26 protein-coding genes and 1 pseudogene are annotated in these 26,586 nt (G+C 52.6%); 10 read left to right on the top strand and 17 right to left on the bottom strand.

Annotation, left to right across the window (positions count from 1 at the left end; genetic code table 11):
- Positions 1–318: 318 nt before the first annotated feature.
- The 5 genes from ABYT07_RS06565 to ABYT07_RS06545 all read left to right on the top strand — a co-directional run bounded on the left by ABYT07_RS06565 (position 319) and on the right by ABYT07_RS06545 (position 4,087).
- Positions 319–1,203, top strand: a complete 885-nt coding sequence (locus tag ABYT07_RS06565) for a DUF4747 family protein (protein ID WP_372990257.1) — start codon at positions 319–321, stop codon at positions 1,201–1,203.
- Between the two features lie 5 nt (positions 1,204–1,208).
- Positions 1,209–1,736: a hypothetical protein gene (locus ABYT07_RS06560; protein ID WP_372990255.1), complete on the top strand. Its 528-nt coding sequence runs from the start codon at positions 1,209–1,211 to the stop codon at positions 1,734–1,736.
- A gap of 145 nt (positions 1,737–1,881) precedes the next feature.
- Entirely contained in the window at positions 1,882–2,472 is a 591-nt protein-coding gene (locus ABYT07_RS06555; protein WP_372990253.1) for a recombinase family protein, read from the top strand.
- 5 nt (positions 2,473–2,477) lie between these two features.
- Positions 2,478–3,041, top strand: coding sequence for a hypothetical protein (locus ABYT07_RS06550; RefSeq protein ID WP_372990252.1), 564 nt, complete (start codon positions 2,478–2,480; stop codon positions 3,039–3,041).
- Positions 3,038–4,087, top strand: a complete 1,050-nt coding sequence (locus ABYT07_RS06545; RefSeq protein ID WP_372990250.1) for an ankyrin repeat domain-containing protein — start codon at positions 3,038–3,040, stop codon at positions 4,085–4,087. The genes ABYT07_RS06550 and ABYT07_RS06545 overlap by 4 nt, the downstream gene beginning before the upstream one ends.
- 679 nt (positions 4,088–4,766) lie before the next feature.
- On the opposite strand, the gene ABYT07_RS06540 is transcribed toward ABYT07_RS06545, so the two are convergent.
- The 6 genes from ABYT07_RS06540 to ABYT07_RS06515 form a co-directional block, all read right to left on the bottom strand.
- Positions 4,767–5,291 carry a hypothetical protein gene (locus ABYT07_RS06540; protein WP_372990248.1) on the bottom strand — a complete coding sequence of 175 codons (525 nt, stop codon included), beginning with the start codon at positions 5,289–5,291 and terminating at the stop codon, positions 4,767–4,769.
- A 261-nt stretch (positions 5,292–5,552) separates the two neighbouring features.
- The gene (locus tag ABYT07_RS06535) at positions 5,553–6,239 is read right to left on the bottom strand and encodes a DnaJ domain-containing protein (RefSeq protein ID WP_372990246.1); all 687 of its coding nucleotides are present in this window, start codon (positions 6,237–6,239) and stop codon (positions 5,553–5,555) included.
- The gene (locus ABYT07_RS06530; protein ID WP_372990244.1) at positions 6,236–6,691 is read right to left on the bottom strand and encodes a hypothetical protein; all 456 of its coding nucleotides are present in this window, start codon (positions 6,689–6,691) and stop codon (positions 6,236–6,238) included. Before ABYT07_RS06530 ends, ABYT07_RS06535 begins: the two co-directional genes overlap by 4 nt.
- The gene (locus ABYT07_RS06525) at positions 6,688–8,148 is read right to left on the bottom strand and encodes a type IV secretory system conjugative DNA transfer family protein (protein WP_372990242.1); all 1,461 of its coding nucleotides are present in this window, start codon (positions 8,146–8,148) and stop codon (positions 6,688–6,690) included. The genes ABYT07_RS06530 and ABYT07_RS06525 overlap by 4 nt, the downstream gene beginning before the upstream one ends.
- Positions 8,149–8,221: 73 nt before the next feature.
- On the bottom strand, positions 8,222–9,280 hold the full coding sequence (locus ABYT07_RS06520; RefSeq protein WP_372990241.1) for a relaxase/mobilization nuclease domain-containing protein: 1,059 nt from the start codon (positions 9,278–9,280) through the stop codon (positions 8,222–8,224).
- An 11-nt stretch (positions 9,281–9,291) separates the two neighbouring features.
- Positions 9,292–9,675, bottom strand: coding sequence for a hypothetical protein (locus ABYT07_RS06515; protein WP_372990239.1), 384 nt, complete (start codon positions 9,673–9,675; stop codon positions 9,292–9,294).
- A 460-nt stretch (positions 9,676–10,135) separates the two neighbouring features.
- On the opposite strand from ABYT07_RS06515, the gene ABYT07_RS06510 reads away from it, so the two are divergent.
- Positions 10,136–10,759 carry a hypothetical protein gene (locus ABYT07_RS06510; RefSeq protein WP_372990237.1) on the top strand — a complete coding sequence of 208 codons (624 nt, stop codon included), beginning with the start codon at positions 10,136–10,138 and terminating at the stop codon, positions 10,757–10,759.
- Between the two features lie 66 nt (positions 10,760–10,825).
- On the opposite strand, the gene ABYT07_RS06505 is transcribed toward ABYT07_RS06510, so the two are convergent.
- On the bottom strand, positions 10,826–11,950 hold the full coding sequence (locus ABYT07_RS06505; RefSeq protein WP_372990236.1) for a hypothetical protein: 1,125 nt from the start codon (positions 11,948–11,950) through the stop codon (positions 10,826–10,828).
- Between the two features lie 267 nt (positions 11,951–12,217).
- Between ABYT07_RS06505 and ABYT07_RS06500 the strand changes: the two genes are divergently transcribed.
- Positions 12,218–12,592, top strand: a complete 375-nt coding sequence (locus ABYT07_RS06500) for a hypothetical protein (RefSeq protein WP_372990235.1) — start codon at positions 12,218–12,220, stop codon at positions 12,590–12,592.
- A gap of 353 nt (positions 12,593–12,945) precedes the next feature.
- Here the strand turns inward: ABYT07_RS06500 and ABYT07_RS06495 are convergent, their stop codons facing one another.
- The gene (locus ABYT07_RS06495) at positions 12,946–13,770 is read right to left on the bottom strand and encodes an N-6 DNA methylase (protein WP_372990233.1); all 825 of its coding nucleotides are present in this window, start codon (positions 13,768–13,770) and stop codon (positions 12,946–12,948) included.
- 388 nt (positions 13,771–14,158) lie between these two features.
- On the opposite strand from ABYT07_RS06495, the gene ABYT07_RS06490 reads away from it, so the two are divergent.
- Positions 14,159–14,719 carry a hypothetical protein gene (locus ABYT07_RS06490; RefSeq protein WP_372990232.1) on the top strand — a complete coding sequence of 187 codons (561 nt, stop codon included), beginning with the start codon at positions 14,159–14,161 and terminating at the stop codon, positions 14,717–14,719.
- A 51-nt stretch (positions 14,720–14,770) separates the two neighbouring features.
- Here the strand turns inward: ABYT07_RS06490 and ABYT07_RS06485 are convergent, their stop codons facing one another.
- Both ABYT07_RS06485 and ABYT07_RS06480 read right to left on the bottom strand, forming a co-directional pair.
- Complete coding sequence (locus tag ABYT07_RS06485; RefSeq protein WP_372990231.1) at positions 14,771–15,391, bottom strand: hypothetical protein; 621 nt, start codon at positions 15,389–15,391, stop codon at positions 14,771–14,773.
- Between the two features lie 74 nt (positions 15,392–15,465).
- Positions 15,466–15,804, bottom strand: a pseudogene (locus ABYT07_RS06480) (DUF3768 domain-containing protein).
- A gap of 238 nt (positions 15,805–16,042) precedes the next feature.
- On the opposite strand from ABYT07_RS06480, the gene ABYT07_RS06475 reads away from it, so the two are divergent.
- Positions 16,043–16,987, top strand: coding sequence for a toprim domain-containing protein (locus ABYT07_RS06475; RefSeq protein ID WP_372990230.1), 945 nt, complete (start codon positions 16,043–16,045; stop codon positions 16,985–16,987).
- A gap of 671 nt (positions 16,988–17,658) precedes the next feature.
- Complete coding sequence (locus ABYT07_RS06470; protein ID WP_372990228.1) at positions 17,659–19,017, top strand: replication initiation protein; 1,359 nt, start codon at positions 17,659–17,661, stop codon at positions 19,015–19,017.
- A 23-nt stretch (positions 19,018–19,040) separates the two neighbouring features.
- Here the strand turns inward: ABYT07_RS06470 and ABYT07_RS06465 are convergent, their stop codons facing one another.
- From ABYT07_RS06465 to ABYT07_RS06435, 7 genes are all read right to left on the bottom strand, one after another.
- Positions 19,041–19,298, bottom strand: a complete 258-nt coding sequence (locus ABYT07_RS06465; RefSeq protein WP_372990227.1) for a hypothetical protein — start codon at positions 19,296–19,298, stop codon at positions 19,041–19,043.
- Entirely contained in the window at positions 19,291–19,929 is a 639-nt protein-coding gene (locus ABYT07_RS06460) for a hypothetical protein (RefSeq protein ID WP_372990226.1), read from the bottom strand. The genes ABYT07_RS06465 and ABYT07_RS06460 overlap by 8 nt, the downstream gene beginning before the upstream one ends.
- Before the next feature lie 206 nt (positions 19,930–20,135).
- Positions 20,136–20,453 (bottom strand): type II toxin-antitoxin system RelE/ParE family toxin, encoded by a 318-nt coding sequence (locus ABYT07_RS06455; RefSeq protein ID WP_372990224.1) that lies wholly within the window; start codon positions 20,451–20,453, stop codon positions 20,136–20,138.
- Positions 20,454–20,455: 2 nt separating this feature from the next.
- Positions 20,456–20,725 (bottom strand): type II toxin-antitoxin system Phd/YefM family antitoxin, encoded by a 270-nt coding sequence (locus ABYT07_RS06450; protein ID WP_372990223.1) that lies wholly within the window; start codon positions 20,723–20,725, stop codon positions 20,456–20,458.
- 102 nt (positions 20,726–20,827) lie between these two features.
- Positions 20,828–23,659: a type I restriction endonuclease subunit R gene (locus tag ABYT07_RS06445; protein ID WP_372990221.1), complete on the bottom strand. Its 2,832-nt coding sequence runs from the start codon at positions 23,657–23,659 to the stop codon at positions 20,828–20,830.
- Positions 23,660–23,693: 34 nt separating this feature from the next.
- On the bottom strand, positions 23,694–24,926 hold the full coding sequence (locus ABYT07_RS06440) for a restriction endonuclease subunit S (RefSeq protein WP_372990220.1): 1,233 nt from the start codon (positions 24,924–24,926) through the stop codon (positions 23,694–23,696).
- 9 nt (positions 24,927–24,935) lie between these two features.
- A complete protein-coding gene (locus ABYT07_RS06435) occupies positions 24,936–26,519 on the bottom strand; it encodes a type I restriction-modification system subunit M (protein ID WP_372990219.1) in 1,584 nt (527 codons plus the stop codon).
- Between the last annotated feature and the right edge of the window lie 67 nt (positions 26,520–26,586).

Raw genomic sequence — 26,586 nt, 5'->3', positions numbered from 1 at the left:
TCCATCTTGCCGCGCAGCTCGTTGGCAATGTTCCAGAGTTGGCGCTCAAGGCGCTGTTTTTGTGCTTCAGTCATATATACTTCGTTAGGGCTATTGGCTCGCTAAGATGTTATTCAACAAGGACAATTTCGCAAGAGATTGTGTTGAAGATCAAGTTAGCAGACCATCTTGGTTGATATTTCGGACCACCTTAGATGCGAGAGGGAGCGAAGCCCAGCATCTTCCATGCTGTACAATTGGAAGATGTGTGCGATAGCTTGCCGTTGCACGTCCTTGTGGCGAATATATAAATTTTACTTTTTTGGGATCGCGCTTCACATGGGAAGAAAACAGAAATTCCAGGCAGTTGTTCTGAGCATAAGAATCCCTGATGATAAGGATAGGAACTATCCCGATCTTTTAAAACGAATTTATAATCTCAAGAAAAGTGTTCAGGTTTACCCAGGAATTGGAATGGCGCTTACAAGTTTTAATGAGGAAACACGGCAAGGGACGATCTCGAAATTTTCAATTATTGAAGTCGATGGGGATTGGTTTGATGAAAGTGGTTTTGGGCCTGCCAGCGAAGAAGATTTAAACAAGATATCCATTCCTTCGAACTTAAGGCCAAACCTCATTAGTAATCCAATATATTTGGAAGAGAAAGATCACTTAGTTGCTGTTATGACTTACTCTGTCGGCAAATCCATCAGTCCAAATCAAGTGGAAAAATTCTTTCGAATAATTGTCTCACTGCCGGAAATTGTAAGAGATTTTGGCGCAGTTCAGGTCGATCTATTCAAAGATTCAGATGAGATTGAGGCGCTTTTGAAAATTGAAACTCTAAAGGAGGTAAAAATTGTCGTTAGTCGCCCCAATCATATTATGGACGGTTTAGCGAAGGAATTTGAGGCTGCATTAAAAGCGGAGAATGCCGATGAGCTCATTCGAACAATTAAGTCGAAGGATAAGGACTACCTTGAGCCAGGGCCAGAAACGCAGGCTTTAGGTCTTCTAGCTGCTGAGAATGGAAACGTATCCGTAAGATACGAAGACGAAGGCGCAACAGTGTCATCAAATTCTGAAAGTAAACCTTTGGTGAAAACTGTTATTACTGATGATGCCGAAGCGACGGAGATTGGTATCTTTCAAAAGATGAAGGAATTTCTATTTGGGGCTGTTCAAGAAAATAGAGCTAAAGCGCAAAGCATTGTTGAGGAGTAGATCCTTTGCTTAAAGTCCTATTTGGAATCTACAAGGATGCGGGCGGATTATTTTACGTCATCGGTACACCGTATGTCTATCTAGCGGCCATTCTTACTTACCTTTTTTTTGATCGCTCTTATACTTCAGACTGGCCCACATTAGCACTGGGGATGTTTCCATCACTAGTTGGCTTTTCGCTGGCGACATTTGCAATCGTATTGGCTCTTTTTGGAAGTGAGAACTTGGCGAAGCTCGCGGCTAAGGGGGACGGACAAAAGGTTTCACCGCTTGCAAAACTTACAGCACTTATTGTTCATTCAGCACTCATTCAGATTTCCGCTCTGATATCTGCGTTCGGATTAAAGCAAAATGGCGTGTGTGCCCTTAGTTGGCTAGATTGTGGATGGCAAAGCGTACCTAGATATATTTGTGAAAACCTGGAGGTGTGGAAGTGGTTCTATATAGCTGGGCTCTTTCTTACTATTTATGGCCTCTTACTAATTGTTTCGACGTTACTGGCAGTATTTCAGACGAGTCAGATGACTCGCTGACTACAGCATTCTGACTACTCAAGTTTTGACATTGTTGCTTTTCCCGTAAACTATACTTTGTAGGACGACACTCGAGCGACGGTTTTATCGGTCCCAAAATTCGTCTCATATTGTTTTCCCATAACTTCTAAGATATTTTGAACCCATGAAAGTAGGATACGCTCGCGTGTCGTCGCTCGGGCAGAGCCTCGATGCGCAAATTGAAAAACTCACGGCCTTCGGGTGTGAAAAGCTCTTCCAAGAAAAGCGCTCCGGGGCGTCACGCGACAAGCGGGATGCCGTGAACGCTGCGCTTGAATTCTGTAGGGAAGGGGACGTGCTTGTCATCACCAAGCTCGACCGTCTTGCGCGTTCGATGTCGGATCTTCAGGACATCGCCAAGACCCTCGACCGCAAGGGGGTGGATTTCATTGTCCTCGACCAAAGCATCGATACCACCACGCCAGCTGGTCGGCTGACCTTCCATCTTCTTGGCGCGGTGGCTGAATTTGAGCGAGATCTCATCGCTGAACGCCGCAACGAAGGAATTGAAAAAGCGAAGGCGAAAGGCGTGAAATTTGGGCGGCGTGAAAAGCTGTCTGACAATCAAGTCGCTGAGCTTCGCGCAGCCTATAGGGCAGGCGAGGCGCGCCGGAATCTGATGACCCGTTTTGATATTTCAAAAAGCACGTTCTATCGACTATGTCCGGGCGGGCAGGTTGCCGAAGATACTGCTGGTGAAAAAGAGAAAGGGTAGGGCGTATGGGTGACCCAGGGTTTGTATTTCTGTTGCTCAACGCGTCGGTAGTCTGGGCGGTTGTTGCGGGACTTTTGACCTGGGTGATGCGGTCCAAGCTCTTTGTGTTGGTCGTGATGATCGCGCCGTACATTATCGGTTCAGCTTTTCGCGAAACACCGGGCATGCAAGGCCTCATGGGGATGTACAGCACGTCCCTGATTTATGGTGCCCCTGGCATCATTTTTGGGATGCTCTATGCCGATTATCAGCGGGTGAAACAGTATCTTGCCCGCACCTCCAAGCTGGCGTTTTTAGCGCGCGGGGGCATAGCGCTGTCGTCGGTGTATCTGCTGGGCTATTTCGGGCAGAAGATCCTTTTCGAAAACCCAGCGGTGAAGTTTTTCCTTGGATTCATAGACGGCGGCGCCCGGGCGCAAGAGCTGATTTCTCAGGTTGATCAAAGTGGGGCCATGACCTCGGCGGTTGTGATCGCGGGCGGCTTCGGGCTACTTGGCGTCACCCGTTTCATCGAACATCGCGCCGCCCTGAAAGAGGTGGAAAGCAAAAAACAGTTGGAGACCCTATGAACCGTAATCTTATCATCGCCTCAGTCATCGGGGTCGTTTTTCTGTTCGCCGGGTACAACCTGTATTCCTACTTTAAGGATCAGCAAGCCATCCAGGCCGCTGAGGATCTGCGCGCTGAACAGCGCCGCGTCGAACGGGAAGTGGAACGGGCGCGGGTGTCAGCTGAGATAGAGGCGAAACGCCTCGAAACTGAGCAAGCCAGAGAGCAGGCACGGATTGCAGAAGAGGCGCGCAAAGCTGAGGAAGCCGAATTGCGCCAACAAGCCAGGCTCAAAGCTGAGGCGGATGCAGAATTGCGTAGTGTTGAAAAGGAAAAGAAAGCTGCTGCTGACCGTACTGCTCGCCTAGATGAGCGAACCACAAAGGCACGGACAATTTCGCATGTTCCGGAAATTTATCCCGACGTTTTGCTGGACCTGAGCAAGTGGTCTCCTCGCTATGTGCAGGATCATCCGGGGGAGTTTTTGGGCGTCACCATCGAGCGACAAAGACTGAGCCCCATGAGGGACCGTCAGTTCATGGTCTACGATGGCATGGACTCGATGATGCTGTTCTCGATCATTGATCAAGACACCAAAATGCTCGAAGCGCTGCTTGGCATTGGGATGGATGTGAATGCTGCAAATGAGGGCGGTTTTACGCCCCTGATGTTTGCTGCTGCCTACGCCTATCCGTCGACAGTGCGCTATCTGCTTGAGCAAGGGGCTGACCTGAATGCCAAAGCCTATGTGATGGATTTGAACGCGCTGCATATCGCAGCGCTGAAAAACCCTGATCCCAATATGATTGATGTCCTGCTGGATGCTGGACTGACCGTCGAAAGCCCCGTTCAAAACGGATTTACGCCACTGTTGCTGGCCGCAATGGACAACCGGAACCTCGAAGTTGTTGAGCGGTTGATCGACCGTGGTGCTGACATTGGTGTTTACGATGACAAAGGCAAAACAGTGAAGTCATTTGTCCAAGATCGGATTAACGGTTCGGGTGATATTTACGTCAAAATCTCAGACGAGATGAATGCGCGGATTTTGGTAAAACTTGAGTGATAGACAAAAAGAGCTCCTGACCTGCTCCCCTACCAGAATCTACCAAGTGGAAGTATTATGTCCGTCACCATGATAGCAGTGCTACGTACGATACCGGACTAGTTCGAGCAGATGAGGGCGAGAGCGACCCAGCAAGGGCCGTATCTCGCTTCACCTGAAGGCTTGGTGCGCTATGATTTAAAGCACTTAATGAGGCGTCCGAGAGAATAAACTGCCAGCCATCTTCGTGTAGCACCACATTGATCACAATGGTAAGCTGCGTCGCCGTCCTTTAGAATACTGCAAGCACTCTTCCCGTTGCTGCATATATAGCTCAAGGCGCTTGAAAAATCGGAACTATCTCCCATACTCGCGCAATACCCCAATAAGATATTCCTCGCTCGCTCATTTTTGACGCTGTTCGGATACTCATTCAAACAAGCAGTTTGAACATCTGATCCTGACGGAAATGAATAGCAAACATCATTTGATCGATCTCTATTCCTCAAGCGTTCTTCACGCTCTGCAGCTCTTTGTTGAGCCTCGCGCTCTTTTCGTTTGCCATCTTTTACTGCGTTATTGAAATCACCTTCAGTTTGCTTGAGTGTGTTTGTCAGGTCGAAGCTATAAGCGGGTGAATTTCCCATCGCTATTGAGAATAACAGGCATAAGATCCATAGCGGCATTGAAACCTTTGGAATCATTTGAAAAAGTCCCGAGTACTGCGTACGTAGCAGGTCTTGCTGGCGCTGGGAGAAATCCCTCGTAATGAAGCCTGAAGAACGCGCCCACCTGGCTTAATATCGGTAATTTCGCGGTCTTGCCATCCAGCTACATTCTTTGTCCTGATCGGGATTTCTTGTTTTGTTAAATACGCAACCTGATAATTGTTACGTGGTGCGAGAGCTACCATTCTAGATGCCTTACGACATCCATATCGGTATTCCTCTATGTTTGCGCCATACTTACGAACGTCTCTTTTTCCGTCTGGAAAGCGGCGATATAAATTCAAATAAGGCCAAGCTTCAACAAATACAACACGACCTTCGCTCTTGATCCTCTGGGTTGTTGGATTGTCTTTCAACGCGTAGACTACCTTTACTTGGAAATCGCCGTTCGTTTGTGTCGAACTGGTCGATCTCCACAACACTGGGCCTACAGAAAAACTTTTTGTTGATGTGTTGGATGCAATTGAGGCATGGACTTCAACATCGCTTGTCTGCACCTTTAAACGGCCTTTTGATGCTTTGGTGCTCGAGCCATTCGAAGTACTAGCAACACTGGTAGACGTGGAGCTCGATGGGGCGGGCGAATCACATGCGCTTAAAAAAAGTGCTGCGGATAATATTAGTACTGCGGATTTCATAATATTCTATAGTGCCTTCCTGTTTTTTACAAATGGCTATAATTTAAAGATTATTGTCAACCTGAAAAGGTATATCCAAATTTTGAAATGACACAGTTAAAAAGAATAAAACGCTCCTCGTCATACATGCTTTGCCAAATAATCCGATGCCATACCCAGATTCACAAAGGCATCGTTGCTGCCCGTGGGCAAGTCAGGATGGTGGATCATCGCAAGGCGGCGGTAGGCCTTTTTGATTTCTTTCTGCGTGTAGGTTTTGCCAGGCTCCAGCTCGAGGATACGCAGGCAGCGGTCGATGTCGGCTTGGGACTTCCCGGGTCCGGGCTTCCAGCTGCTGCTTTGGCCGTCGCTACGGGCTTTGCCTCCAGCACCTGACTTTTGCTTATTGCCATCATCTTGCCTGGGCTTAGGCCGGTTTGGCGGCGGGCGAGGGGCCTCGGGCTTGGCGCGACTGTTGCTGGTGCCTTCTTCGCGGCGGATGTCCTCGTAGGCGGCGCGGTGGCGCATGACGAAGAGGATCTCGGCCAGGCTTTCTGCCCATAGCAATACGCGAGTCAAAAACACGCCCTGGTTCGACAAAAACCCCAAGACCACGGCAAGCGTATAGACGCCCAGCAGGCCGTTGAGCACCGTGGCGATGATATACGCCACAAACAGCACGAACACCGCCTTGAGGGGATTCAGCCGCTTGGTCGTGGCGGCAAAATAATAGCCTCCAGCAAAGAATGCAGTGAGGCTGATGAGATTGGGGAATGTCAGTTTAAGGCCTGTCAGTGCGCGAAACATCACATCGAAAAATTCAATCATCGACGGGTCCTTGCTTTGGCCTGCGTGGGTGCTGTGGATCGCGCCGGTCTGGGGGAAGATGCCGCCTCGACCTTGATTGTGGGCTGTGGGGCTTGGTCCTGCGCGCGGCTCTGATGCTGGGCGATGATGCTGTGCTTATCGGGGTGTTTCAGCAGCGCTTTTTTGCGCTTCCAATAATCCACCTGGCCTTCCGATGGGCGGCGCTTGAGGATCTCGGTAAATGCTGCCTGCTCTCTCTTGCTCAACGGCTTGGCCTCGTGCGATCTAGTTTGGACCTTCTCTGCCTGCCGGTGCAGGCTTTGAGAATACCCTAACGGCCCCCGAAACAAGTCGCCCACAAAATCAAGCCCTGTGCCTATTTCATAATAGACGAAGTCATAGGCCCGGTCTCTCATCCAGGAGAAGATTCCGGGCTTTTTAGCAAATATGTCTTTGGGGTCTGGTCGGCTCATAGCGGGATAAACACCAAACGATCCTCAGACTTTGAGGCAATCGGGGCAGGGGGCAGTTTCATCATGCGCAGCCAGCGCGCGCTGCGGTGGCTCGGGTACACGTCAATCAGGGTCGTCTTGCGGTTGTCCGAGATGATCAGCAGTTTGTCATCGGGCAGCTCGCGGATCTCGCTGGCGTTGATTAGGTTGTATTCGCTTTGATGCTCGACGTGGGTTTCTCGTTCCTCGTTGCGGTAAAACATCCGCACCCGTCCGGCCTTTTGCTCAAAAAAGCTGGCCGTCACATGCTCGGCCGCCCCAAAGCTGATTTGTGTCGCAATCCCGGACATAATCACATGCATCAGGTCTTTGCCGTATTTGGTGATCAGCTGCTGTTGGCCCTGCATCAAAAGCAGGAACGACATGCGGTATTTCCGCGTCGTGGTGATCAGCGTGTCAAAGCCGGGCAGGTAGCTGTTCCCGAACTCATCATAAATCAGATAGACGGGAAAATCGTCCGGCCCTGGAAGCTGCTTCATGCACGCGTGAATAAGGCTCAGGAAATACATCGAGATTACGGGGCGGTAGATCGCCTGATCCTCAGGCGGCGTCACGATGTAGATGATGGTCTTCTCTTTGCGCAGCCGCGCCAAATCAATATTCGAGCTCGAGGTCAGCGCGCAGACGTGGGGCTCCGAGAAGATCTTCAGCGCCACCAGCGCGTTGGTCAGAAAGCTGGTGATGGTTTCATCCGCGCCGGTCGTCAGCGCCTTCCACTCGTTTTGCAAGAACACATCGTCCTTGGCGCAGCTGGCCACCCATTCGTCCAGGTCCTCGCCATCGCTGCCAAAGTTACTCAGCAAGTGGTAAAGATTGTGGGGCGTGTTGAACACGTCGGGCATCGTGCCCAGGCATTTGAGGAAAAACCGGATGTACCGCTCGGCCCCGCTGGCCCAAAACTTGTCATCGCCGTCGCCACTGGTTTTGCTGAACAGCTCGGCCATGCGCATGATGGCCGCCGGATCTTTTAAGCCCAAAAACGGATTGAAACGGTTCGAGCGGGACAAGTCATTCGGGTTCAGCACAATCACGCGGTAGCCCCGCGCTTTCATGTAGCCGCTGGTGTCGCGGTAGAGATCCCCCGACATATCGTTCACGATCATCACCGCGTCACTGGTGGCTTTATCCAGGATAGCAGGACGGGCAATGGCGGTGGATTTCCCCTTCCCGGTGATCCCGTAAACCGCCACGTTCTGGAAGCTGACCTGCTCAGACAAGCGCAAATCCTTGCCGTCCAAAAGGAGCCCCGTATTGGAGCGCGACAAATACTCGCTCACCTCACCGGATTTTGCGAACTCAGCGCCTTCCTTGCGCAGCAGCGTTTTACCAAACACCAGGCTCTGCACAGAGCGGTGCAGCTGCTTGCGCAGCGCTTTGCCAATCATGCCGTCTTTTTTAGGGAATAAATTTGGAAACATGCGCCTTCAATTTCTTACGGATCAGCCGTTTTACCGATACCCGAACATATCTCACAAGCCCAGCAATGCCGCCTCATCGCTTGCGACCCTGCGGCCCGCGCGATTGTGTCCTGGCCTGTGTGCGTTCTTTCTCGGCCTGCTTGGCGCGGCGCTCCGCCATTTCTTGGCGAAAGGCCTCCTGAGCATCGCGCGCAGCTTTAGCATCTGCGTCTTGCTGTGAGGCGGGCTCAGGCTCTGCCCGCGTCTCTTCCTGCCGCTGCGCCCCTTCGGGCGCTTTTTCTTTTTCACCCGCAGCGCCTTTTTCAGCCCGGACGTCCTCTTCCATCTCGGGCTCAATCACTGGCGCAACACGGTCCACAAAATCCGCATACTCAGCCTGAATGCCAAGCGTCGCAAAGCGGTAGGATTTGCGGCCCTTGGTCTCGCCCTCCCCAGGGATCGGGCGCACCCCGCAATGTTTGCCGCGCTCATAGAAGGTGAAACCCTTCTGCGCGAGCAAGCGCTCGAGCTCGGCCTGCGAATTGGCATAGGCCAGGATCGCGCGCAGCTCTTGGGCCAGCGCTTCGGTCTTGGTCAACCGCGCCCCGCGTTTTTTCATCTCTTGGGCATTACGCCCCTCACGGGTCTCGCGGCGCTGCTGTTTTTCTTGTGGGGTCGAGGCCAGAATCTCGGTCTGTTTCAGCTCGGGATAATTGGTCCGCGCACTCAGCTCGAGCTCCCGCTTGGCGGCATCAAACGCGGCCTTGGTCAAACGCAGCCGCTTGGCATCGCCGCGCTCATTGGCGCTGATCATCAGATGATAATGCAGATGTTCAGCATGGTCGCGGTGCAGCGCGCCGTAGACGATATTGCGCGGGCAACGTTTCTGGATGAACTCCAGGGCCAGCAACCGCAACTTCTCGCGCACCTCCCGGCTTTGACCGCATAGCCGCGTGTCGATCGACAGGATCTCGTGGTAAAGATAATTGCCGCCACGCCGCCGTCCTAGGCGCTGCGCGTTCGCCTCGAACTCGGTGGCAATATCGCCAGGATCGCGCGCGAATAGGTTGTGGTGCAAATCGAAAGAGCGGTCGGATTTCTCGTCGCTCATATAGGCGGCGAGCTGCCCGAAACTGGGCTCTTTGCGGCTCATGCTTTTGATAATCATCGTGGCGTCAGTTTATCATCTACAAAGCCCTCGATGACGGCCTCAAGCTCCTTGAGCTTGGCAAGCGCGCCACCCTCATCAACGACGTGTCGGACCACATTGGAGTGATGCGCCATTTGGTTCACGTTGTTGGCAATGGTGGCCAGCAGGAAACGCAGCTCTTTGAGCTCGGCTTCCACGCCGCTGGCGCGCAGGCTGCTGCCCCGGATCTGCGCCAGGGCCCCTTCGCGCAGAACCGTCGCCAGCCCCATGCCGTTGCCCTGCCCGTATGCCTTCAGCTCACGATAATCAGCGACGGGCAAGCGCACCGATACATCCTTGTATTGGCGCTTGGTCCGGTCGCGATAATCGCGCTGATATTGGGCAGAATTGGCGGGCATGGCATCACTGGGGGTTAGAGCTGGCGGGGTGAATGAAACGGCCCTCGGGCTGGATTATTCGGCGGCGGGCGGCAGAGTGAGCTCCGATCCGCTTGCGGCAATTGTTCCAGTGGAGCAATTGAGCTGCGAACGGGCGGAGCCCAGGGCGGGCAGCGGGTGCTCTCAGCACCTTGGGGGTCATTCTTTAGGGGCGCTCCCCTGAAAGCGGGGTTGAGGGGCTGGCCCTCACAAGATGTCTTTCGTTGTAAGGTCTCGGGATTCCTTACAACGAAAGATGCAATCTTGCAATCTCACCTCACGGTCAGATTAGCACTGTCGTTATAGTTTCTCAAAAAGGCGGTCGATGTCAAAATTTTTGAGCCGCTTCACAAAATCTTCACGTGGATTTAGGCTCAAAAGCTTGCGGGTGAAAAAGAAAAAAGCGGGTGGGAACCGGTTGCGCCAGTGTTACACTGGGACCATGACCACGCTAGATCCAAGCCTCTATCCCCGCACGCTAGAGCAAGCGCCCATCTTCGGTGTGGGTGTTTATATCCTCATCGGGATCGATGAGGATGACCGCTACACCGTGTTCGACCGCGACGGCCTTCGCTATTTTGGGCCCGTGGCCTTTGGGGAGTTCCCCGAAGACCATCCGTGGGTTGATCCAAAGTTTCTGCGCGTGAATCGTTTCTCGGAGGCCAAAGGCGAAGAGCGCGAGGGGCTTTGGTGCCGCGACCTGATGATGATGGCGGGGCATTTTCACAAGCTGCGCCTCACCGCCGATTTCCAAGATATCGACCTGCACGGCTCCTCCCTCGCGCCCCTCATCGGGCGCATCGGCAAAGCAGACGAAGATCTCGTCAAAGCCCTTGGCCTTTGGCATCGCCGGGTCGAGCTGATCGAGGACGTGCGCGGCTTGGGTGCGTGGCTGCCAAAAGGCACAATCGGCGTCGTCGGAACCGGTGATTATGCCTACACGATGGGCGGGATGTTTGCCTATGATGTAGAGCTGCCCATGACGGACCTTGAACCCCATGGGCGCGGCAAGACGCTTGGCATCGGATATGAAAAACTGCGATTGCTACGAGATCCCTCAGAATAGAAAAGAGCCCCCAATCGGGGGCTCTCTTTTGCTAAGCTTTCTTCGAAACGAAGTTTCGCTTTCAACCTATTGGCCGCAAGCTTTGTTTGCAGCGGTTTCAAAAGTATAATGATGGGCACCACTGTCTGAGATTCCGCAGCCACTTGCCCATCTCCCATTCTTGTTGACCATAATACAACGCTCAGTACTGGCATATATCCCTTTGGTGCATTGAACTGTTGCACCGCCTCTCCGTTGTTCTACCAACCTATAGCAAGTGTCGTTTATCCCGCAAAAGCTGGACGGAGAGCTAACTGATGAGCTGCTCTTAGCTGCGCTAATACCGCCACGCAGCATTGCGCCAACCAAGCCACCACCGGCCCCTGGACACGGCTTTCCTGTTTCACGGCGACACTTGGCTTCTTGCGCAGCTCTTCGTTTTTCATAGGCGCGTTGTTCCGCGTCTTTCCGAGCGAGCTCTTCCTTTTCAGCGCGCGCTCGATCTGCTGCAACCCTTGCATTATGTGCCCTGATTGCATTTTGATTGTCGGCCCAAACGCGCATGTTGGCGTTGCGAAACTTACCAACCAAATCTGGTTCAAGACGTTTGAAGTCCCCAGCAAGCGCCCACAGAAGTGTGTTGTTGTTATCTGCAACAGCCCGCTTCACCAGCGGTGTCATTAGGTTGTGGTAGCCGTCAGAGAAGAGGATAGGATCATTCTCGGCCAACCCGAAAAAGTACTGACCATTCGCCTCAAAAATCGTTGTGCAATAGTGCGAGTTGCTGCTCAACTCATCCTGAAAGCAGAAGAGCGGAGCTTTTTGATATGCCTTCCCTCGGAAAACTACTGGTTCGCTTGATTGCGTTTTCTTCACCGCACCCAAAGCATAGTAGCTTAGCTTCCCACGTTTTGGGTCACCGCGTGTCCAGTTGGGATAGTACCGATACGCTCGGTTCGTATCTTCTCGAAGAAAAGTGACTGATTGACGAAAAGAGTCATCTCGATTGCCTTCCAGCTTTTCAGTTGGAACAGAGAATGTTTTTCCGCCAAAAATCTTGGAAAATTCAGAATGGCGAAGCGGCCGTGGATCTACCGACGTCGTCTCTCTTAACGCTAGGTTTTGCCCACCATCTGCTACTGGTTCGCAACCAGAGACGATCAGAAGACACATGACTGCAACGAAGGCACTTATACTCAGTTTATTTTTCAATGCGCTTTTTCCTCAAGAAAATCTGCAATATGGATAGACTAGCGGCAGCAAAGGGCACAAGCGTTCAAATTTATTTCGAGGCCATGTTCCAAGTGTAAAGACCTCAAAATAAATCCACTTCGCTTCCGAACCCTAAATCTGACACGCGCACATACCACTGCGGCCTATAAACATCAGCCCGCCCTTTTGACTTCAAATACACGCATAAAGAGTTGCCAACATGCTGTTGCGCTCAAATAACACTCAGAAAACATACTAAGGCTCATTATGAAAAAATCACTTATCGCCGCATCTGCTCTGGCGCTTTCACTGGCAAGCCCTGCCCTCGCTGATCCTACTGTCGGCTTTGGTCTCAATCTCACCTTTGGGGGCGGCAAGGTGAACACCGGCGTCGGTGTGCGCCTGTTCTCCAATGACGAAAAAGACAAAGCCGCTGCGTCCCTCGGGCTCGACTACATGTTCGGCACGCAAAGCTTTCGTGGGTCGCTGGGGGCAGCATACCTGATGGACAACAGCTACATCGAGCTGAACGGTGGCTATGATTTCAACAGCGGCGGGTTCGACTTTGGCATCGGTGGTGGCGGCACCAATACGCAGGACCAAGTGGCACCACCTAATGTAGGACCAAGTGGCACCACCTAATGTAGGACCAGACTTTGGGGAAGACGCTTAGAATAGTGCTTAAAAAAAAGAGCCCCCTCGTTGGGGGCTCTCTCAGTTTCATAGGAGCGAAAGCTGAACGGGTTTCCCGTCGTCTTTCGTCTCCAACCACGCGGTGACAAACGCGACCGGGCCACCCGCCTCTTCCACCAACTCGCGCGCGCAGAAATGCGAGCGGTATCCGGTCTCAGATATCGGGTGCGCTTGGCGGTCTTTGGTCACAATCTCCAGGTGGGCGGTATCACCGCCCAGCCACTGCGGGCACCACCGAACGGCAATGTTCTAGCCTTTCCAGTCGATCTGGTGTTCCTCATAATCGGTGCTCATCAGGCACCTCAGAAATCAAAGCCAAGCTGGCTTGGCTTGACGGCTGGGGGTTCAGGTGCGCGCGATGTCAGAGGGGTCGCCGGTTCAGGCGGTGGTGTTGTCTGCGCTGGCTGCTCCGTGGTGGATATTTCGACCTCGGTGCTGCCTTCCATCCGGCGCAGCCGGTACTTCCAAAGCCCCATATGATGGGCAGGCGTGTACCACACTTCGCGGATGTCCCAGCTGAGCGTGTTCCCGACGATAATCTCGGCGGGCACGTTCCAGAGGCTCAGCTGCGTGTAGCACATCAGCGCTGCCATCCGGTCCACGTCGATAGCCTGCACCCAGAGTTTGCGGGCGGGGTCGTGTCCTGCCTGCGTCATCACCTTGACCAAGGCCAATATCATCCCCCCTGCCCCGCATGCGGGTTCACCTGCCGTGATAAACGGCTGGCTATCCAAGCGGCCAAGCATATCCCCGAAGGTCAAGTTGGCCATCAGCTCGGAAAGCTCGGGTGGCGTGAAAAATTGCCCTGCGTCCTTGTTGGCAATCTCGAGCTCCATGTAGAGCGGCCCGAGAATGTCGCGGGGCTCAGAGTCTAGCGCCATAACCAAGTGGGCCATCAATTTTGGAAAGGCCTCTTGGTCTGGCTTTTTGTAGCCTGCGATGATGCGCAGATATTCCTCTTCGCGGGCGGGGTCCTTGTGAAGGCTGTTGTGCAGACTGCACGCGGCCATCGTCACGAAGTCTTTGAAAACCTCATAGCGGTGTTTGTAGGGTGCCAGCTCGCGAAAGGTTTTTTTGAACGCTGCCAAAGCGTCGTTGCGGCCAAGGCCGTTTGCATGTTGTGCCATGCCTCTTCTCCCTGTTTTGGGGAGTCTTTCAAGGCTGGCGTCCACCAGTCTCGAAAGACTGGTGGGTAGATGAACGCCCTTAGGCGGTCAGGGAGAATTGTGCGATAAAAGTAATGTTTGTCAAAAGTTTAGAGAAAAAGAAAAAGCCCGCCACAAAGTGACGGGCCGATCTTCTGTAGACGATGAGGGAAGGCGCTAGCGCCCGCGTACCCCAAAGCCGTATATTTCTGATATGGGGTAATAGTTGATAACAGTCAACAAATAGTTGACTGTCCGAACCATGACGAGGTCCTTTACATCAACACAAATCGCAGCTCTTGAGGCGGTTCTTTCTGCGCCCAGATTTGCGAAATATTTGCAAGAAACAGGCGCAGATCGGCACCGTGCTATGCAGTTATACTGCTGGAATGCTGATATTTCAGCCGCCTTCTTTCTGGCCCTCCAATTTTGTGAGCTTGCCGTTCGTAACGGTGCGGTTGAAGCCCTTGAAAAAGAGTTCGGGCAAACATGGCACCTCAATCGCGGTTTTTATAACACCCTGCCAAGCCTGCGGGGCGGCAAGGGCTACCAACCCCGAGATGATGTGCAGGGATTGGCTCGACGCCTTCCAACACCGGGAAAAGTTGTCGCGGAACTCAAATTCGCCTTTTGGCAATATCTCTTTGTCAAAGGGCAGGATGTACGCTTGTGGGCTCCCCATTTTGTGACGGCGTTTCCCGGATACGACCAGAACCTGACAGTCAAACAGGCCCGCGCCGCCATGCACCAAGACATCGAGCATATTCGGCGTTTTCGGAATCGGATCGCGCATCATGAGCCCATTTTCTACCGTAACCTGACGGATGATTTTGAGCGTATCAGAAAACTAATAGAGTGGCGCAGCCCGGATGCTGCGGTTTGGCTCGACGGAGCCGAACACGTCACAACGCTGATTGCTCAAAAGCCCTGACCATTGGAAGCCAAAAAAAGAAAACCCCGCTAAACGGCGGGGCGGTGATGTCTAACGGAATGGCTTGGTTGCAAGCCACCAGAACGTTGGTCTCTCGACCTTCCCCGGATGCCAGACCGCCCAGTAATATTGCTGCTTTGCAATGCGGGCGTAGCGTGACACCGGCTTTCCTTCCGGCCAGCAAGTCAGGTCATCGAGGGCATAAATCGCGGTCGGTGGACATCGCTGAAACCTCGGCGTGCGGTCCGGATGGCACAGCGAGCGCAGATTGAGCAGCATCGCCACGCTGCCCCCGGTCTTGCGGGCATGGATGAGAGCCCTGCGCACAAAGGCGTCCCCGAGCCCATGGGTTCCGTAGGGTGGGTTGGTGATGATGTTCTTCGCCAGTGGGGTCTCGGATTTCAGGAAGTTGTGGCCCCCTGCCCCGTAGCCTCGATCGATGAGGTCTGTGGACATCACCTGGTATCCAGCCGCCTCAAGCACCTTGGAAATGGCCCCGTCGCCGCACGCTGGCTCCCAGATATCGCCCTGGAAACTCTCCACAGATAAAAGCGCCCGTGTCGCCTCCGGTGGGGTTGGATAAAACTCGAACGCAGCCCGCTTTGGAAAGCGGAAATCACGGTCAGAAACTTTTGTGTTTTCACTATTTTTCAGTAAGATAGGTGTACTCATGTTTGGGTATATGAGGAAATAAAAAACGAGGTGATACGCTCACCCCGCAAAGCGGTTTTCGGATGATGTTGGGCCTAGTATTCCTCGGCCAGCATAACCGTCAGAACCCTGTTGGTCATGGATGTACTGGTCGGGTCCGGGCTCAGGTAGCAACTGAGCTTGTCGAAATAGTCCCACTTCCAGAAAATCTTGCGCCCTTGATGGTTGAACGATCAAAAATCATGTTCGCCGTAAGGGTCGTTGTCCGGGGTGAAACGGTCAAAGCTTCGAACCTTGTTGAGGATCTCGAATTGGTCGTCACCGGATAAAGCCAGGATGCCTTCCGTGAACACCACTCGGCACTGCCGAAGGGTTTTGCGCGCCAAGTCATTCAGCGCTGCGATCTCACGGGACCGTCTGTTGTGTAACGTCATATGTAAAACGTTAGAAAATAAACCGCCTCAGCTCAGCACTGAGACATTGTAAATCCACCGCGCCCTCCCCTCGGGGCGGTCAAAGCGCAGCGGGAACCGTTCGCGCCGTGCCCCTTTGGGCCAGCGGTGCGCGGTTCTTGACGGCCCAGGGGCAGCGGTAGGATTACAAGACTCTGTGTGGCTTCCCCCTCCCATTTTTCAGCACCTAAACGCTCTTACCCGTGTAACATTTGAAACGATGAACATCGCTCAAGCCAAATGCATTCCGCTCGCAGCATACCTCGAGCGTCAGGGCCTCAACCCACAAAAATCCCGCATGGGCGGGCGTGAGTTGTGGTATCACTCGCCTATTCGCGACGGCGACAAAAACCCGTCCTTCAAGGTCGATACCGTCAAGAACCTGTGGTTTGACCATGGTGCAGCCACGGGCGGCACCATCCTCGACCTCGTGCGGGAGCTCTGCTCCTGCGATGTACGTGACGCATTGGCCCATCTCGATAAAACCGGGCTCTACTCCCCGGCGCTCTCAGCGCCGACCACCTCTGCCGGAATCTCGCGCGGCGCTACGCGCCGATATGATGCTGTGTCAGAAAATCAGATTTCTGCGGGTGAAAAAGAAAAAAGTACGGCCCTGGAATTGGTGGACTGTAAGCCGCTCGAGCATCCAGCTTTGCTGCAATATCTCACCAAGCGGGGTATCGACCATGATATTGCGCGCCAACACCTCTCTCAGATCGATTTTAAGGCCCCTCAGAACGCCTGGAGCTACTTTGCCCTTGGTTACCCTGCGGGAGAGGGCTTTGAGGCCCGTAACGCGTTGTTTAAGGGCTTTATAGGAACCGGCAAGGCGGTGACCTTCCATGACAAGCCGGAAGCAACCCGGCTGCAAGTCTTCGAGGGCTTCATGGATTTTCTGTCCTACCTGTCGAAAGACAAGCCCAGCCAGCCCGTGGGGGCGGTGCTGGTGCTCAACAGCACGAACCTGTGGAGACGTGCCCTGCCCTACATCAATGATCTGCGTTTTGAAGAGGTGCGCTTGTACCTGGACAACGACGACGCGGGCGCTGCTGCCAGCCGCAAACTGTTTGAAAACGCGCAAGATGCCGCAAAACTTGTGGATATGCGCAGCTACTACGCAGGCTTCGAGGATCTCAACGCCTGGCTCCTTGGGCGCAAATCGTAAACCGCCCCCCTTCCATACCTTTTTTTATTTTCAAAAATAGAAAGCAACAACCTGAGCTGACGGGGAGCCGTAAGGCTCCCTGTTGTTGTTTAATATGTTTAAGTAACAACGTTTAATATGTTTAGGGCCTGAAAAGTGGCTTAAAAACAGGATGTTACGGGGGGTAAGGTGAACGTTTATGGGAGGAAAGGTGAAAGGATATGGGAGCAAACTGCCTTAATAGGTGAATGTTTATGGGAGCATAGGTGAAAGGATATGGGAGCATAGGTGAACGTTTATGGGAGCAATCATAAAGACCCCGTAAATCATTGATAAATAGCGACAAAATACGGCGCAGGCCATGTAAGGTGTATGTTTGTGGGGTTGTAAGGTGAAAGGATATGGGAGTGACGCCTTAGAAAGCTGATTACAAAGGGAAAAAGTGACTAAGGTGTATGTTTATGGGGGCATTAGGTGAAAGGATATGGGAGCAAGCTCAAGACTCTGAAAAGTAAGAGACTTCGGATCCCGCGAAGCGTTCAAACCATCCCCTGAAGGTGTATGTTTATGGGGGCAAGGTGAAAGGATATGGGAGCGGCTTCTTGTGACCTGACCGCTTTCTGAGAAGAAAATTTGCATCTGACAAAAAATGTGTAGAATGGTGAATGAATAAAAGGTAACTGCATTCACCTATGAAAATGAAGCCTGAAAAATACAGCAAAGACAAGCAGATACTAAAGAAGCATGTCGCTGCGATTCACATTGGCGCGAAGCTTTCCCTGCTTCAGCGCAAGCTTGTGAACGCCCTTTTGTACAACGCCTATGACCAGCTCCTTACAGCGAAAGAGCACAAGATTAGTGCTTCGGTCCTGTGTGAGATGATCGGCTTTGATAGCCATAACTCAGCCTACCTCAAGGGCGCTCTCAAGGGTCTGATGGAAACCGTAGTCGAGTTTGACGTGCTCGAAGATGATGGGGAAACCTCGTGGGAAGCCATGGTTCTCCTGCCCTATGCGAAGCTCAAAGGTGGAGTGTGCACCTATCGTTATGAGCAGTCACTTGCGGAGAAGCTGTATCATCCGGACGTGTATTCGAAGATAAATCTGAGCGTTCTGAGGGAAATGAAGAGCGCCCATGCTTTGGTCCTTTATGAAAACTGCTATCGTTATGTGGATATCGCTCACACCCCTTGGTGGGATGTGGATGTGTTCCGCAAGCTCATGTCGGTCGATCAGTTGACCAGCTACAAGCAGTTCAAGCTTTTGAACCGAGCGGTTATCCAACCGGCGATGAAGGAAGTGAACGAGCTTTCCAACATCCAGCTTGAGCTCGAGACCAAGCGCAAGGGACGCACCGTGACTGGCCTGCGTTTTATTATACGGCCCAATCCGCAGTTATCGCTTATCGGAATGGATACCGAAGACGACATCACTCAGATGCCTGCGTACAAAGCTTTGATGGCTGAAGGGGTTTCAAAAACTCTTGCCCGCGCTTGGGTGCTTGAGCATGACGAAGAGTACATCTTCGAGAAGCTCGATTTGGCGAGCTCTCAAGCGGCTAGCGGTAAGATTACATCTTCCAAAGCGGGCTTTCTGAGGGCTGCTGTCGAGCAAGATTTTCACAATGAAAATGCGCAGAAGAAAAAACATCTTGAGGTGGTTCAGACGGCAAAAGCGGAGCGCGAGAAGCTCGAGCGTAAGCTAGAAGCCCTCAAAAAGGCCCAGAGAGATGCAGAGACGGGATATCGCCGGTCATGTGTGGAAATGATTGAGGAAGCCTTCCAGGCCCTTCCTGAGACCCAGGGAGACCTTGTTATGAAAGAGTTTCAGCTCGGCCTTGGAAGCCACATCTATGTGGATGCTTTCAAAAAATCAGGTTGGAAAGACCGGCTGAACGCTGTGGAAATCAGAAATTTCTGGAGTGCTCGCGGTGTAAGCTTCCCTTCCACTGCTGATTGGGCACAAAAAAACGGCTCAGTTGAGCCGGACGTCTTAAAAGCACAGATTGATGAGCTTGAGGAACAACTGAAACAACCGGTTAAATTGGTTTAACCAAAATAACTGGTTTAACCGATTCAGTCGAAAATATCTGTTTTGCTTCGTAAGATATGTTTGAGATAGGTGGACTTCGGAACGAGGCCCGCCTTTTCTTCGAGCTTCGCAAGCTCAGCTTTGGTGAACTTGATCGCTACAATCTCAGACTCTTTGTCCTCAGCGCTTTTCGGTTTTCGTCCAACAGTCTTGGGCGCAAGAATAGGTTTTGGTTCACTTGGTTTAACCGAATTAACCGATTCAACCTTTTTGAAGATGGAGAGGTCATTTTTCTTAGGCATAATGCTGCTCGAGGTAAGAAAGTAAGGTGTCGAACTGTGCTGCCACGTCCCGATAGGTGTAGCGAGCGAGGGCGTCTTTTTCCATCATCTGACGGATGGAAAGCTCTTGTTCGAAGATGGTATCAAACACGCGGGAGAACTTCAGCGGAAGGACCGGTATCCCCTGCCCTATCGCGTGATCCACTACGGCTTTGATATTCTTCGCGTCCTCACTGTCAGCCCAATCCTTGAAGGCTTCACCCTTCCGCTTCACCAGCTTCGTCGCCACTACGACGATGTTCTTGTTGTACGGTAGAAGCTCGTTGATCGTGTGTATCCCCGCATGGATGCACTTCAGCTCATTGTAGATAGGCACCAGCACCACGTTTGATTGTGAGACCGCTGAGACGATACTTGGCCGCGCATCGCGCGACATGAGACCAGCCAGGTCGAACACCACGTCTATTCCTTCAGGAAAGTCCGGAAACTCTTCATCGGGTTGCAGCGAGAAAAGCCGCTCCTCAGGGAGGATGGTGTCCAAAAGGTTGTAGGGTTCGTTGGTCGCCAGAGCGTATTCCCGGTCGAGCGCGATGTTCACGGCGAGCGGGGTTTTCCCCGCTGAGCCCTTCATGTTGTAGACAGTTATTTTCATGCAGCTGAGTATATGGATAAACCGAAATAACGCAAATAACTTGTTGTTTCGATTTTACTCGTTAATTTGGTTAAACCGAAATAACCTATTTATAATGCCTGCTGGAGGGGGGGGGTCAGTTTTAGGTCAAACCTATTTAACTGGTTAAATCAGTATAACCGAAATAACTGAAACTTTGAGCGAGCTATGAAGCCTCGAGGGGAGGATTAAAGCTCAGGCAATGAAACAGCGGGGTCGGCCAGCTCTTGGTTCAGGCTGATCGAGCCGTCGATGATAAACAGGACGAAGACCTCTTGCTCACGTATCGTGTAGTAGATGTTGAAGGCCTTGGCGTAGATGAGACGAAACAAACCCCGCTCGGGGTTATACACGTGCCCGAGACGAGAAAACTGCGACAGGTTCTGGGTCGTGAACGCGTAGATATTGCTCAAGAACTCATCTGCGTGGGCGACACTGTAATCGCACTTGTAGCGGTAGATTTCCTCAAGGGAATCCTCCGCTGTTTGGGTGATAATAACCTTCATGCTTAGCTGGTTGGTGACTTAAACTTTGCTCGCATGGCCTCCAGGTGAGTAGGGGTCATCTCGCTGTAGCGCCCTGCGGCAACATCTGCGAGCCCACGCGCGATCCCAGCTTCGACCTGCCCCTTGAAGAGGCGCTCAACCTGCTGAATCGACATGGTGATGGCTACTGGGCGGTTCTGCTTGGTGATGAGCACGGGCTCATGCTGCGCGGTGTCGATGTACAGACCGAACTCTTTGCTCGCAGCGGATGCTGTCATAGTCTTCATGTTCATAGACCTTGTGCTTAGAAGATACTTTACACATTATACGGAAAATCCGGAAAACGCAAAGTTTTCCGGATCACGTTCTAAGCAGTCAAAAAGTAGGGGAGAGGCTTAGTCCACTCCTTCGATGAAGGTCTCTACGAAGCTTTTGATCTTTTCGATCACGCGGTCGGCGATACTGCGGCGCTCGCGTAGGGCAGGGCGCTTTTCCATGATCCCGATAACGTCATCCCGCATGGGGGTTTTTTCAGTGAAGAGGTAATTGGCCAGCACTTTGTCCAAAGCCTCACGTTTGAGGCCTTCTTCCTCGCTCAGGGCTTCAAGCGCTGCCTGCTTCTGTGCGGCCCAGTAGCTGTCAAACTCTTCGCCCAGGTCATCGCTTGGGGTCAGGCGCGCGAAATGCTGTTCGATGAATTGTTCGATCAGCTCTTTCTTGCTGCGAAGCTGCGCCTCGGTATCGAGGGCATCGCTAATAGCCTTGCGGGCTTTTGCCTGCTCTGCGGGCGGCTTGTCTGCCATGTTGCGTAGCAGGTTGATGATGTAGCTGACGTTGATCTTGTCCCGGCTGATAAGCTCGATCTCGAAATCGAGGTCATCAAGGATCGAGACCTTCTCCTTGGTCTTCTCGCCGCGTACCTTGTCATAGAGGTCGAGGTACTTGCTGCGGTAGTCGGCGAAGGTCTGCGGATCGATAGGCAGGCTCTCAGGGTCAAACTGCGTGAAACACTCGAGCACGTTCTTAACCCGGATCACCTCGCGAAAAGCCTTGATGAAGGCAGCTTCATCTTCTTCCGTCAGCAGATCATCGACGCTGTCCACGGTTGGCGTGATCGCCAGCAGCGCGGCTGCGGCTTCTTCGAATTTCTTCAGGTAGTCTTCATAGGGCGCAAGGATGATCTCTTCCTGGGCGTCCTTGTTGGCGAAGAGCTCGATGGCTTTGTCGGTTGCGGGTTTGAGGTTCCTGAAGGCCACCACGTTCCCCTGGGACTTCTTCGTCCCCATGATGCGGTTTGTGCGGGAATAGGCCTGTATCAGGCCGTGGTGCTTGAGGTTCTTGTCCACGTAGATGGTATTGAGGGCTTTGCTATCAAAGCCGGTCAGGAACATGTTCACCACCAGCAGGATATCGACCTCGCGATTCTTCACGCGCTTCCCGATGTCCTTGTAGTAGGCATAGAAGAGCTTGCTGTCGCGGGTGTTGTAGTTGCTGCCATAGGTGGCGTTGTAGTCCCCGATAAAGCGCTCGAGCGCGTCCCGGCTATGGGTGTTCACGGGGTGGGTATCATCGGGCAGGTCGTCTCCGGTGCCCATACCGTCTGCTTCAGCATCCTCTTCATTGGCTTGGTAGGAAAAGATTGTCGCGATCCTGAGATCGTGTTCTCCAGCGTCCTTCTTGCGCTTGAAAAGCTCGTAGTAGGCGATGAGGGTTTTCACGTTGGACACGGCCATGATGGCGGTGAAGCTTCGGTCGTGGGTCTTCCGGTTGTGGTTCGCGATGATGTAATCAGCGATGAGCTCGAGCCGGGCAGGGGCCTCCATGACCTCAGCGGTATCTATCGCCTCGACCTCGATGTCCTGCACCCCGTCCTTGCTTTTGAAGGTACGGATATACTCGACCGAGAATTTCAGAACGTTCTCGTCCCGGATGGCGTCCGTGATCACGTACTTATGCAGGCACTCGCCAAACAGGTCTTTGGTCGTGCGCTTTCCCATGGCGTTTTTGGCCGCGTTCTCCGCAAAGATCGGCGTGCCGGTGAAGCCAAACATCTGCACGTTCCCGAAAAAGTCGGTGATGCGCTTGTGGGTCTCGCCAAACTGGCTGCGGTGGCATTCATCGAAGATGAAAACCATGCGCTTATCTTTGAGGTCGTCCATCACCTTCAGGTGCCGTTGGCTGCTGATCGCAGTGTTCAGCTTCTGAAGCGTCGTCACGATGAGCGGTGTATCGTTTGCAAACTGCTTCACCAGATTGGCGGTGTTCGTGGTTGCGTCCACGCTGCCTTCAGAGAAGCTGTTGAACTCCTTGATGGTCTGAAAATCCAAATCCTTGCGATCTACAACGAAGACCACTTTGTGAACGTGCGGGCTCTGAGTCAGAATTTGCGCCGCCTTGAAGCTCGTGAGCGTCTTTCCTGAGCCGGTGGTATGCCAGATATAGCCGTTCTTGGTCGTGTTTTGTACGCGCTCGACAATGCGCTCTACGGCGTAGAACTGGTAAGGTCGGAGCGCCATGAGAAGCTGGTCGCTCTCATGCAAGACGATGTACTTCGTGATCATCTTGCTGAGGGTGCATTTCTCGAGGAACTCCTCTGCGAAAGCGCTCAGCTGACGGATGGTCTTATTCTCTTCGTCAGCCCAGAAGAAAGTCTGCTTGAAGTCCCTGCGGTTCACGGGATTGTTGGCGTAATACTTCGTGTTCACCCCGTTGCTGATGACAAAGAGCTGTAAAAACCCAAACAGCCCGTATCCAGCTGAAAAGCTGTGCCGATGGTAGCGGTTCGTCTGATTGAAGGCTTCCTTCATCTCGAGTCCGCGCCGCTTCAGCTCGATTTGCACCAGCGGTAAGCCGTTCACCAGAAGGGTTACATCGTAGCGGTTCTTGTATGACCCCTCCATCGTGATCTGATTGGTGACCTGGTACTGGTTCTTGCACCACTGGGCTTGGTTTATCAGCTCGATGTAGCCGGTCGTGCCATCGTCTTTGGTGAAGTCTACCTTGTCGCGAAGGGTCTTGGCCTTCTCGAAGATATTGCCCCGTGCGAGCTTGTTTAGCACCTGCTTGAATTCCGCCTCGGAAAGGCTGGTCTTGTTGTGAACCTCCAGCTTGTGCTTGAGATTGCTGACCAGATCAGCCTCGTCCTTGATGGTCACGCGGTCCCAGCCCAGGGTTTCAAGCTGGGCGATGAGTGCGTCTTCAAGCTGTTGTTCGGTTTGTGTGCTCATAGGGCCAAAGGGTTATGCGGGTGAAAATAAAAAACTAGACGAACATCTGCTGAAGCAGGCCAGCCTTGAAGTTGCGGGCGTGGGTCAGCTCTTGCGCTACCAGGTCGATCTTGCGGTCGAGGGCTGAGAGGAAGTCGGCGATTTTGCGTTGTTCGGCGGGGTGGGGGTAGGGTAGAGGCATATCGAATACGTCTTCAATTGCCATGTTTAGTAGGCCGTGATTTCGCGCGCCCTCTTGAGAAATCTTCGCAAGCCACCTGTTCTGAAAGCCGGAATTAAAATAGCATTCGAAAAAGTCTTCAGCACCTGAAATTTTTGAACGAAAGCAAATGTATAGTGTTGATACGATTCCGCGCTCGTAAAATTTCAAGCGCTTGATAGCGCCCATTGGGTATCCCTTTGAGTAGCTCTTATTGTAGGCAAAATCACCTTTCTCGAGAAGGTAGTATCCAGAGGTATCTTTCGCAGCTACGGAGTGGTTGAAGTAGTCGAGTTGGCTTACAAGCCCATTCTGAGCAGAAATGGTTAGAACATTCTCGTTTCGAACACTGTTTTTCTGACGAACCCGCTCAAATACCTCCCCCAGCCGCTTCTCTTCCCAATCCGGGAAATCGTTCCCGTCGTCATCCTTGAACCTGATTTTCTGGGAAAACAGCTGCTGCATGCAGCCTTTTTTGTAGTCCTCAAACAGGGCCTTCTTACGTGAGAGCTGCGCGATCTTCGTATCTACCGCGCTAAGGAAAGACGCGATTTTGCGTTGTTCGGGTAGGGTGGGGAGGTGAAGCTTAATTGTTGCCAGATCAGAGCTATTATATGAAGGCAAAGCGCCAACTTGAGCAAATTTTGAGAGGCGAATGTTGGAAAATAGGTGACTAAGATATTCGTCTGCTATCGTTTCCCTAGGAATGAAGGCCATCATATTGTTATCAAGTAGGAAGTTTTCAGCCCGCCGTTTCCTCTCAAGAAAAATGGCCGCGCCAACCTTTGCAAAAATCACAGCACGTTCACGGATTGGCTTGAATTTCAGACGCGAAATTTGATCTACCGTAACGTAGTTGTTTGCAGTCGTCATTACGGCTTCATTGCCAGGTAAGTTCATATCAGACACTTTGTAGAATGGTACACCGTTTGTTCCACCTTGCTCCACTTCTGAGAAGCCAACGCCCGATTTGAAAGTGCCGAGCATCCCAAGACGGGAGTGAGCCCAGTTTCCTTCAAACCCCGGAAACCGCAGCTTTGGCACGTTCTGTTTATGTGTTTGTGTCATGGGCACGGCTTAGGAATTAAACGGGGACGGGATACCCAGCTCGCGGGCGTACCCCGCGATTGTGGCGTCTGTTGTGGCCATCTCAGCCTCAAGGCTTTGCAGCTCAGCTGTCACGGCGTTCAGGTCGATGGGCTCTTCCTCCTCAAAGGTATCCACGTAGCGGGGGATATTGAGGTTGTAGTCGTTCTCAGCCACCTCGGTGATCGGCGCGACGTAGGAATAGCGCTCAAGCGTTTCACGCTTGGCATAGGTCTCGATAATTTTTTCGACGTGTTCGTCGCTCAGGTGGTTCTGATTACCCTGCTTTTCAAAATCACGGCTGGCGTCTATGAACAGGATGTCCTGATCATTCACGCGACATTTCTTGAGCACCAAGATGCAAGCGGGGATAGATGTCCCGTAAAACAGGTTCGCCGGAAGCCCGATCACTGCGTCGAGATAGTTTTGTTCCTTGATGATGTATTCTCGAATTGCACCCTCGGCCGCCCCCCTGAACAACACCCCATGCGGCAACACAATAGCTGCTGTGCCATTGTCAGCCAGCTGGTGGATCATGTGCTGTACAAAGGCAAAGTCAGCCTTAGAACCGGGTGCCAAACGTCCGTAGATGCTGAACCGGTCATCAGTCTCGTTTAGCGGGTTATCCGCGCCCTTCCACTTGGCTGAGAATGGGGGATTGGCCACCACGGCTTCGAACCGCTCCATAATGTGCTGCGGCTCTTCGAGCGTGTCCTCCTGCTGGATATCAAAGCGGCTGAAATGCACGTCGTGCAGGATCATGTTCATCCGCGCGAGGTTGTAGGTCGTGCGGTTGAGCTCCTGCCCGAAGAACTCACCAACCTCGGCCTCTTTGGCGATGCGCAGCAGCAGCGAGCCAGACCCGCAAGCGGGGTCATAGGCTGATTTAATCTTGGATTTTCCAAGGGTTACCACCTTCGCAAGGATTCGGCTGACCTGCTGCGGGGTGTAGAACTCCCCGGCCTTCTTTCCGGCCCCTGAGGCAAATTGCCCGATCAGGTATTCATAGGCGTCGCCCAGGACGTCGGCATCAATCTCCTCAAGGCGGAAATCAATTTGATCGAGGTGAGCAAGCACCTTGGCGATCAGGGTGTTGCGGGCAGCAGGGGAGCGGCCCAGCTTGGTGCTGGCCAGGTCGATGTCCTCGAAGAGCTTGTTGAAGTCGTCTTCGCTGTCGTTGCCCATCGTGCTTTGCTCGATGGCGTTCAAGATGCTTTGCAGGTCTTCAAGGATGAAGTTGCCAGCGGTTTCCTCGTCGTTCTCATCGACCTTCACGTTCCCACGCTTCGCCACGGCGCTGAACATCTCAGCGGGCTTCAGAAAATACCCCAGTTTCTCTAGGCTCTCTTCGCGGATGGCCTCGAGGTCGCCCTCATCGGTGACCTCGGCGTAGGACTTCACTTCCTCGGTCTCGAGCAGCTTGTTGGCGAAGAGGTTTTGCTTTTCAGACAGGTACTTGTAGAAAATAAAACCCAAGATGTAGTCGCGGAACTCGTCGGCATCCATCTTGCCGCGCAGCTCGTTGGCAATGTTCCAGAGTTGGCGCTCAAGGCGCTGTTTTTGTGCTTCAGTCATATATACTTCGTTAGGGCTATTGGCTCGCTAAGATGTTATTCAACAAGGACAATTTCGCAAGAGATTG

The organism is Sulfitobacter sp., from assembly GCF_041552635.1.
In the GTDB taxonomy this organism is placed as follows: Bacteria; Pseudomonadota; Alphaproteobacteria; order Rhodobacterales; family Rhodobacteraceae; genus Sulfitobacter.
The sequence above is the reverse complement of the archived record's forward strand: the minus strand, read 5'-3'. Positions and strand labels throughout refer to the sequence as shown.

Bases quoted from the DNA above. Each gene is read 5' to 3' on its own strand.
- ABYT07_RS06565 (WP_372990257.1), top strand. From the start codon at position 319: ATGGGAAGAAAACAGAAATTCCAGGCAGTTGTTCTGAGCATAAGAATC.
- ABYT07_RS06555 (WP_372990253.1), top strand. From the start codon at position 1,882: ATGAAAGTAGGATACGCTCGCGTGTCGTCGCTCGGGCAGAGCCTCGAT.
- ABYT07_RS06550 (WP_372990252.1), top strand. From the start codon at position 2,478: ATGGGTGACCCAGGGTTTGTATTTCTGTTGCTCAACGCGTCGGTAGTC.
- ABYT07_RS06545 (WP_372990250.1), top strand. From the start codon at position 3,038: ATGAACCGTAATCTTATCATCGCCTCAGTCATCGGGGTCGTTTTTCTG.
- ABYT07_RS06535 (WP_372990246.1), bottom strand. From the start codon at position 6,239: ATGATTGAATTTTTCGATGTGATGTTTCGCGCACTGACAGGCCTTAAA.
- ABYT07_RS06530 (WP_372990244.1), bottom strand. From the start codon at position 6,691: ATGAGCCGACCAGACCCCAAAGACATATTTGCTAAAAAGCCCGGAATC.
- ABYT07_RS06525 (WP_372990242.1), bottom strand. From the start codon at position 8,148: ATGTTTCCAAATTTATTCCCTAAAAAAGACGGCATGATTGGCAAAGCG.
- ABYT07_RS06520 (WP_372990241.1), bottom strand. From the start codon at position 9,280: ATGAGCCGCAAAGAGCCCAGTTTCGGGCAGCTCGCCGCCTATATGAGC.
- ABYT07_RS06515 (WP_372990239.1), bottom strand. From the start codon at position 9,675: ATGCCCGCCAATTCTGCCCAATATCAGCGCGATTATCGCGACCGGACC.
- ABYT07_RS06510 (WP_372990237.1), top strand. From the start codon at position 10,136: ATGACCACGCTAGATCCAAGCCTCTATCCCCGCACGCTAGAGCAAGCG.
- ABYT07_RS06500 (WP_372990235.1), top strand. From the start codon at position 12,218: ATGAAAAAATCACTTATCGCCGCATCTGCTCTGGCGCTTTCACTGGCA.
- ABYT07_RS06495 (WP_372990233.1), bottom strand. From the start codon at position 13,770: ATGGCACAACATGCAAACGGCCTTGGCCGCAACGACGCTTTGGCAGCG.
- ABYT07_RS06490 (WP_372990232.1), top strand. From the start codon at position 14,159: ATGCAGTTATACTGCTGGAATGCTGATATTTCAGCCGCCTTCTTTCTG.
- ABYT07_RS06485 (WP_372990231.1), bottom strand. From the start codon at position 15,391: ATGAGTACACCTATCTTACTGAAAAATAGTGAAAACACAAAAGTTTCT.
- ABYT07_RS06475 (WP_372990230.1), top strand. From the start codon at position 16,043: ATGAACATCGCTCAAGCCAAATGCATTCCGCTCGCAGCATACCTCGAG.
- ABYT07_RS06470 (WP_372990228.1), top strand. From the start codon at position 17,659: ATGAAAATGAAGCCTGAAAAATACAGCAAAGACAAGCAGATACTAAAG.
- ABYT07_RS06465 (WP_372990227.1), bottom strand. From the start codon at position 19,298: ATGCCTAAGAAAAATGACCTCTCCATCTTCAAAAAGGTTGAATCGGTT.
- ABYT07_RS06460 (WP_372990226.1), bottom strand. From the start codon at position 19,929: ATGAAAATAACTGTCTACAACATGAAGGGCTCAGCGGGGAAAACCCCG.
- ABYT07_RS06455 (WP_372990224.1), bottom strand. From the start codon at position 20,453: ATGAAGGTTATTATCACCCAAACAGCGGAGGATTCCCTTGAGGAAATC.
- ABYT07_RS06450 (WP_372990223.1), bottom strand. From the start codon at position 20,725: ATGAACATGAAGACTATGACAGCATCCGCTGCGAGCAAAGAGTTCGGT.
- ABYT07_RS06445 (WP_372990221.1), bottom strand. From the start codon at position 23,659: ATGAGCACACAAACCGAACAACAGCTTGAAGACGCACTCATCGCCCAG.
- ABYT07_RS06440 (WP_372990220.1), bottom strand. From the start codon at position 24,926: ATGACACAAACACATAAACAGAACGTGCCAAAGCTGCGGTTTCCGGGG.
- ABYT07_RS06435 (WP_372990219.1), bottom strand. From the start codon at position 26,519: ATGACTGAAGCACAAAAACAGCGCCTTGAGCGCCAACTCTGGAACATT.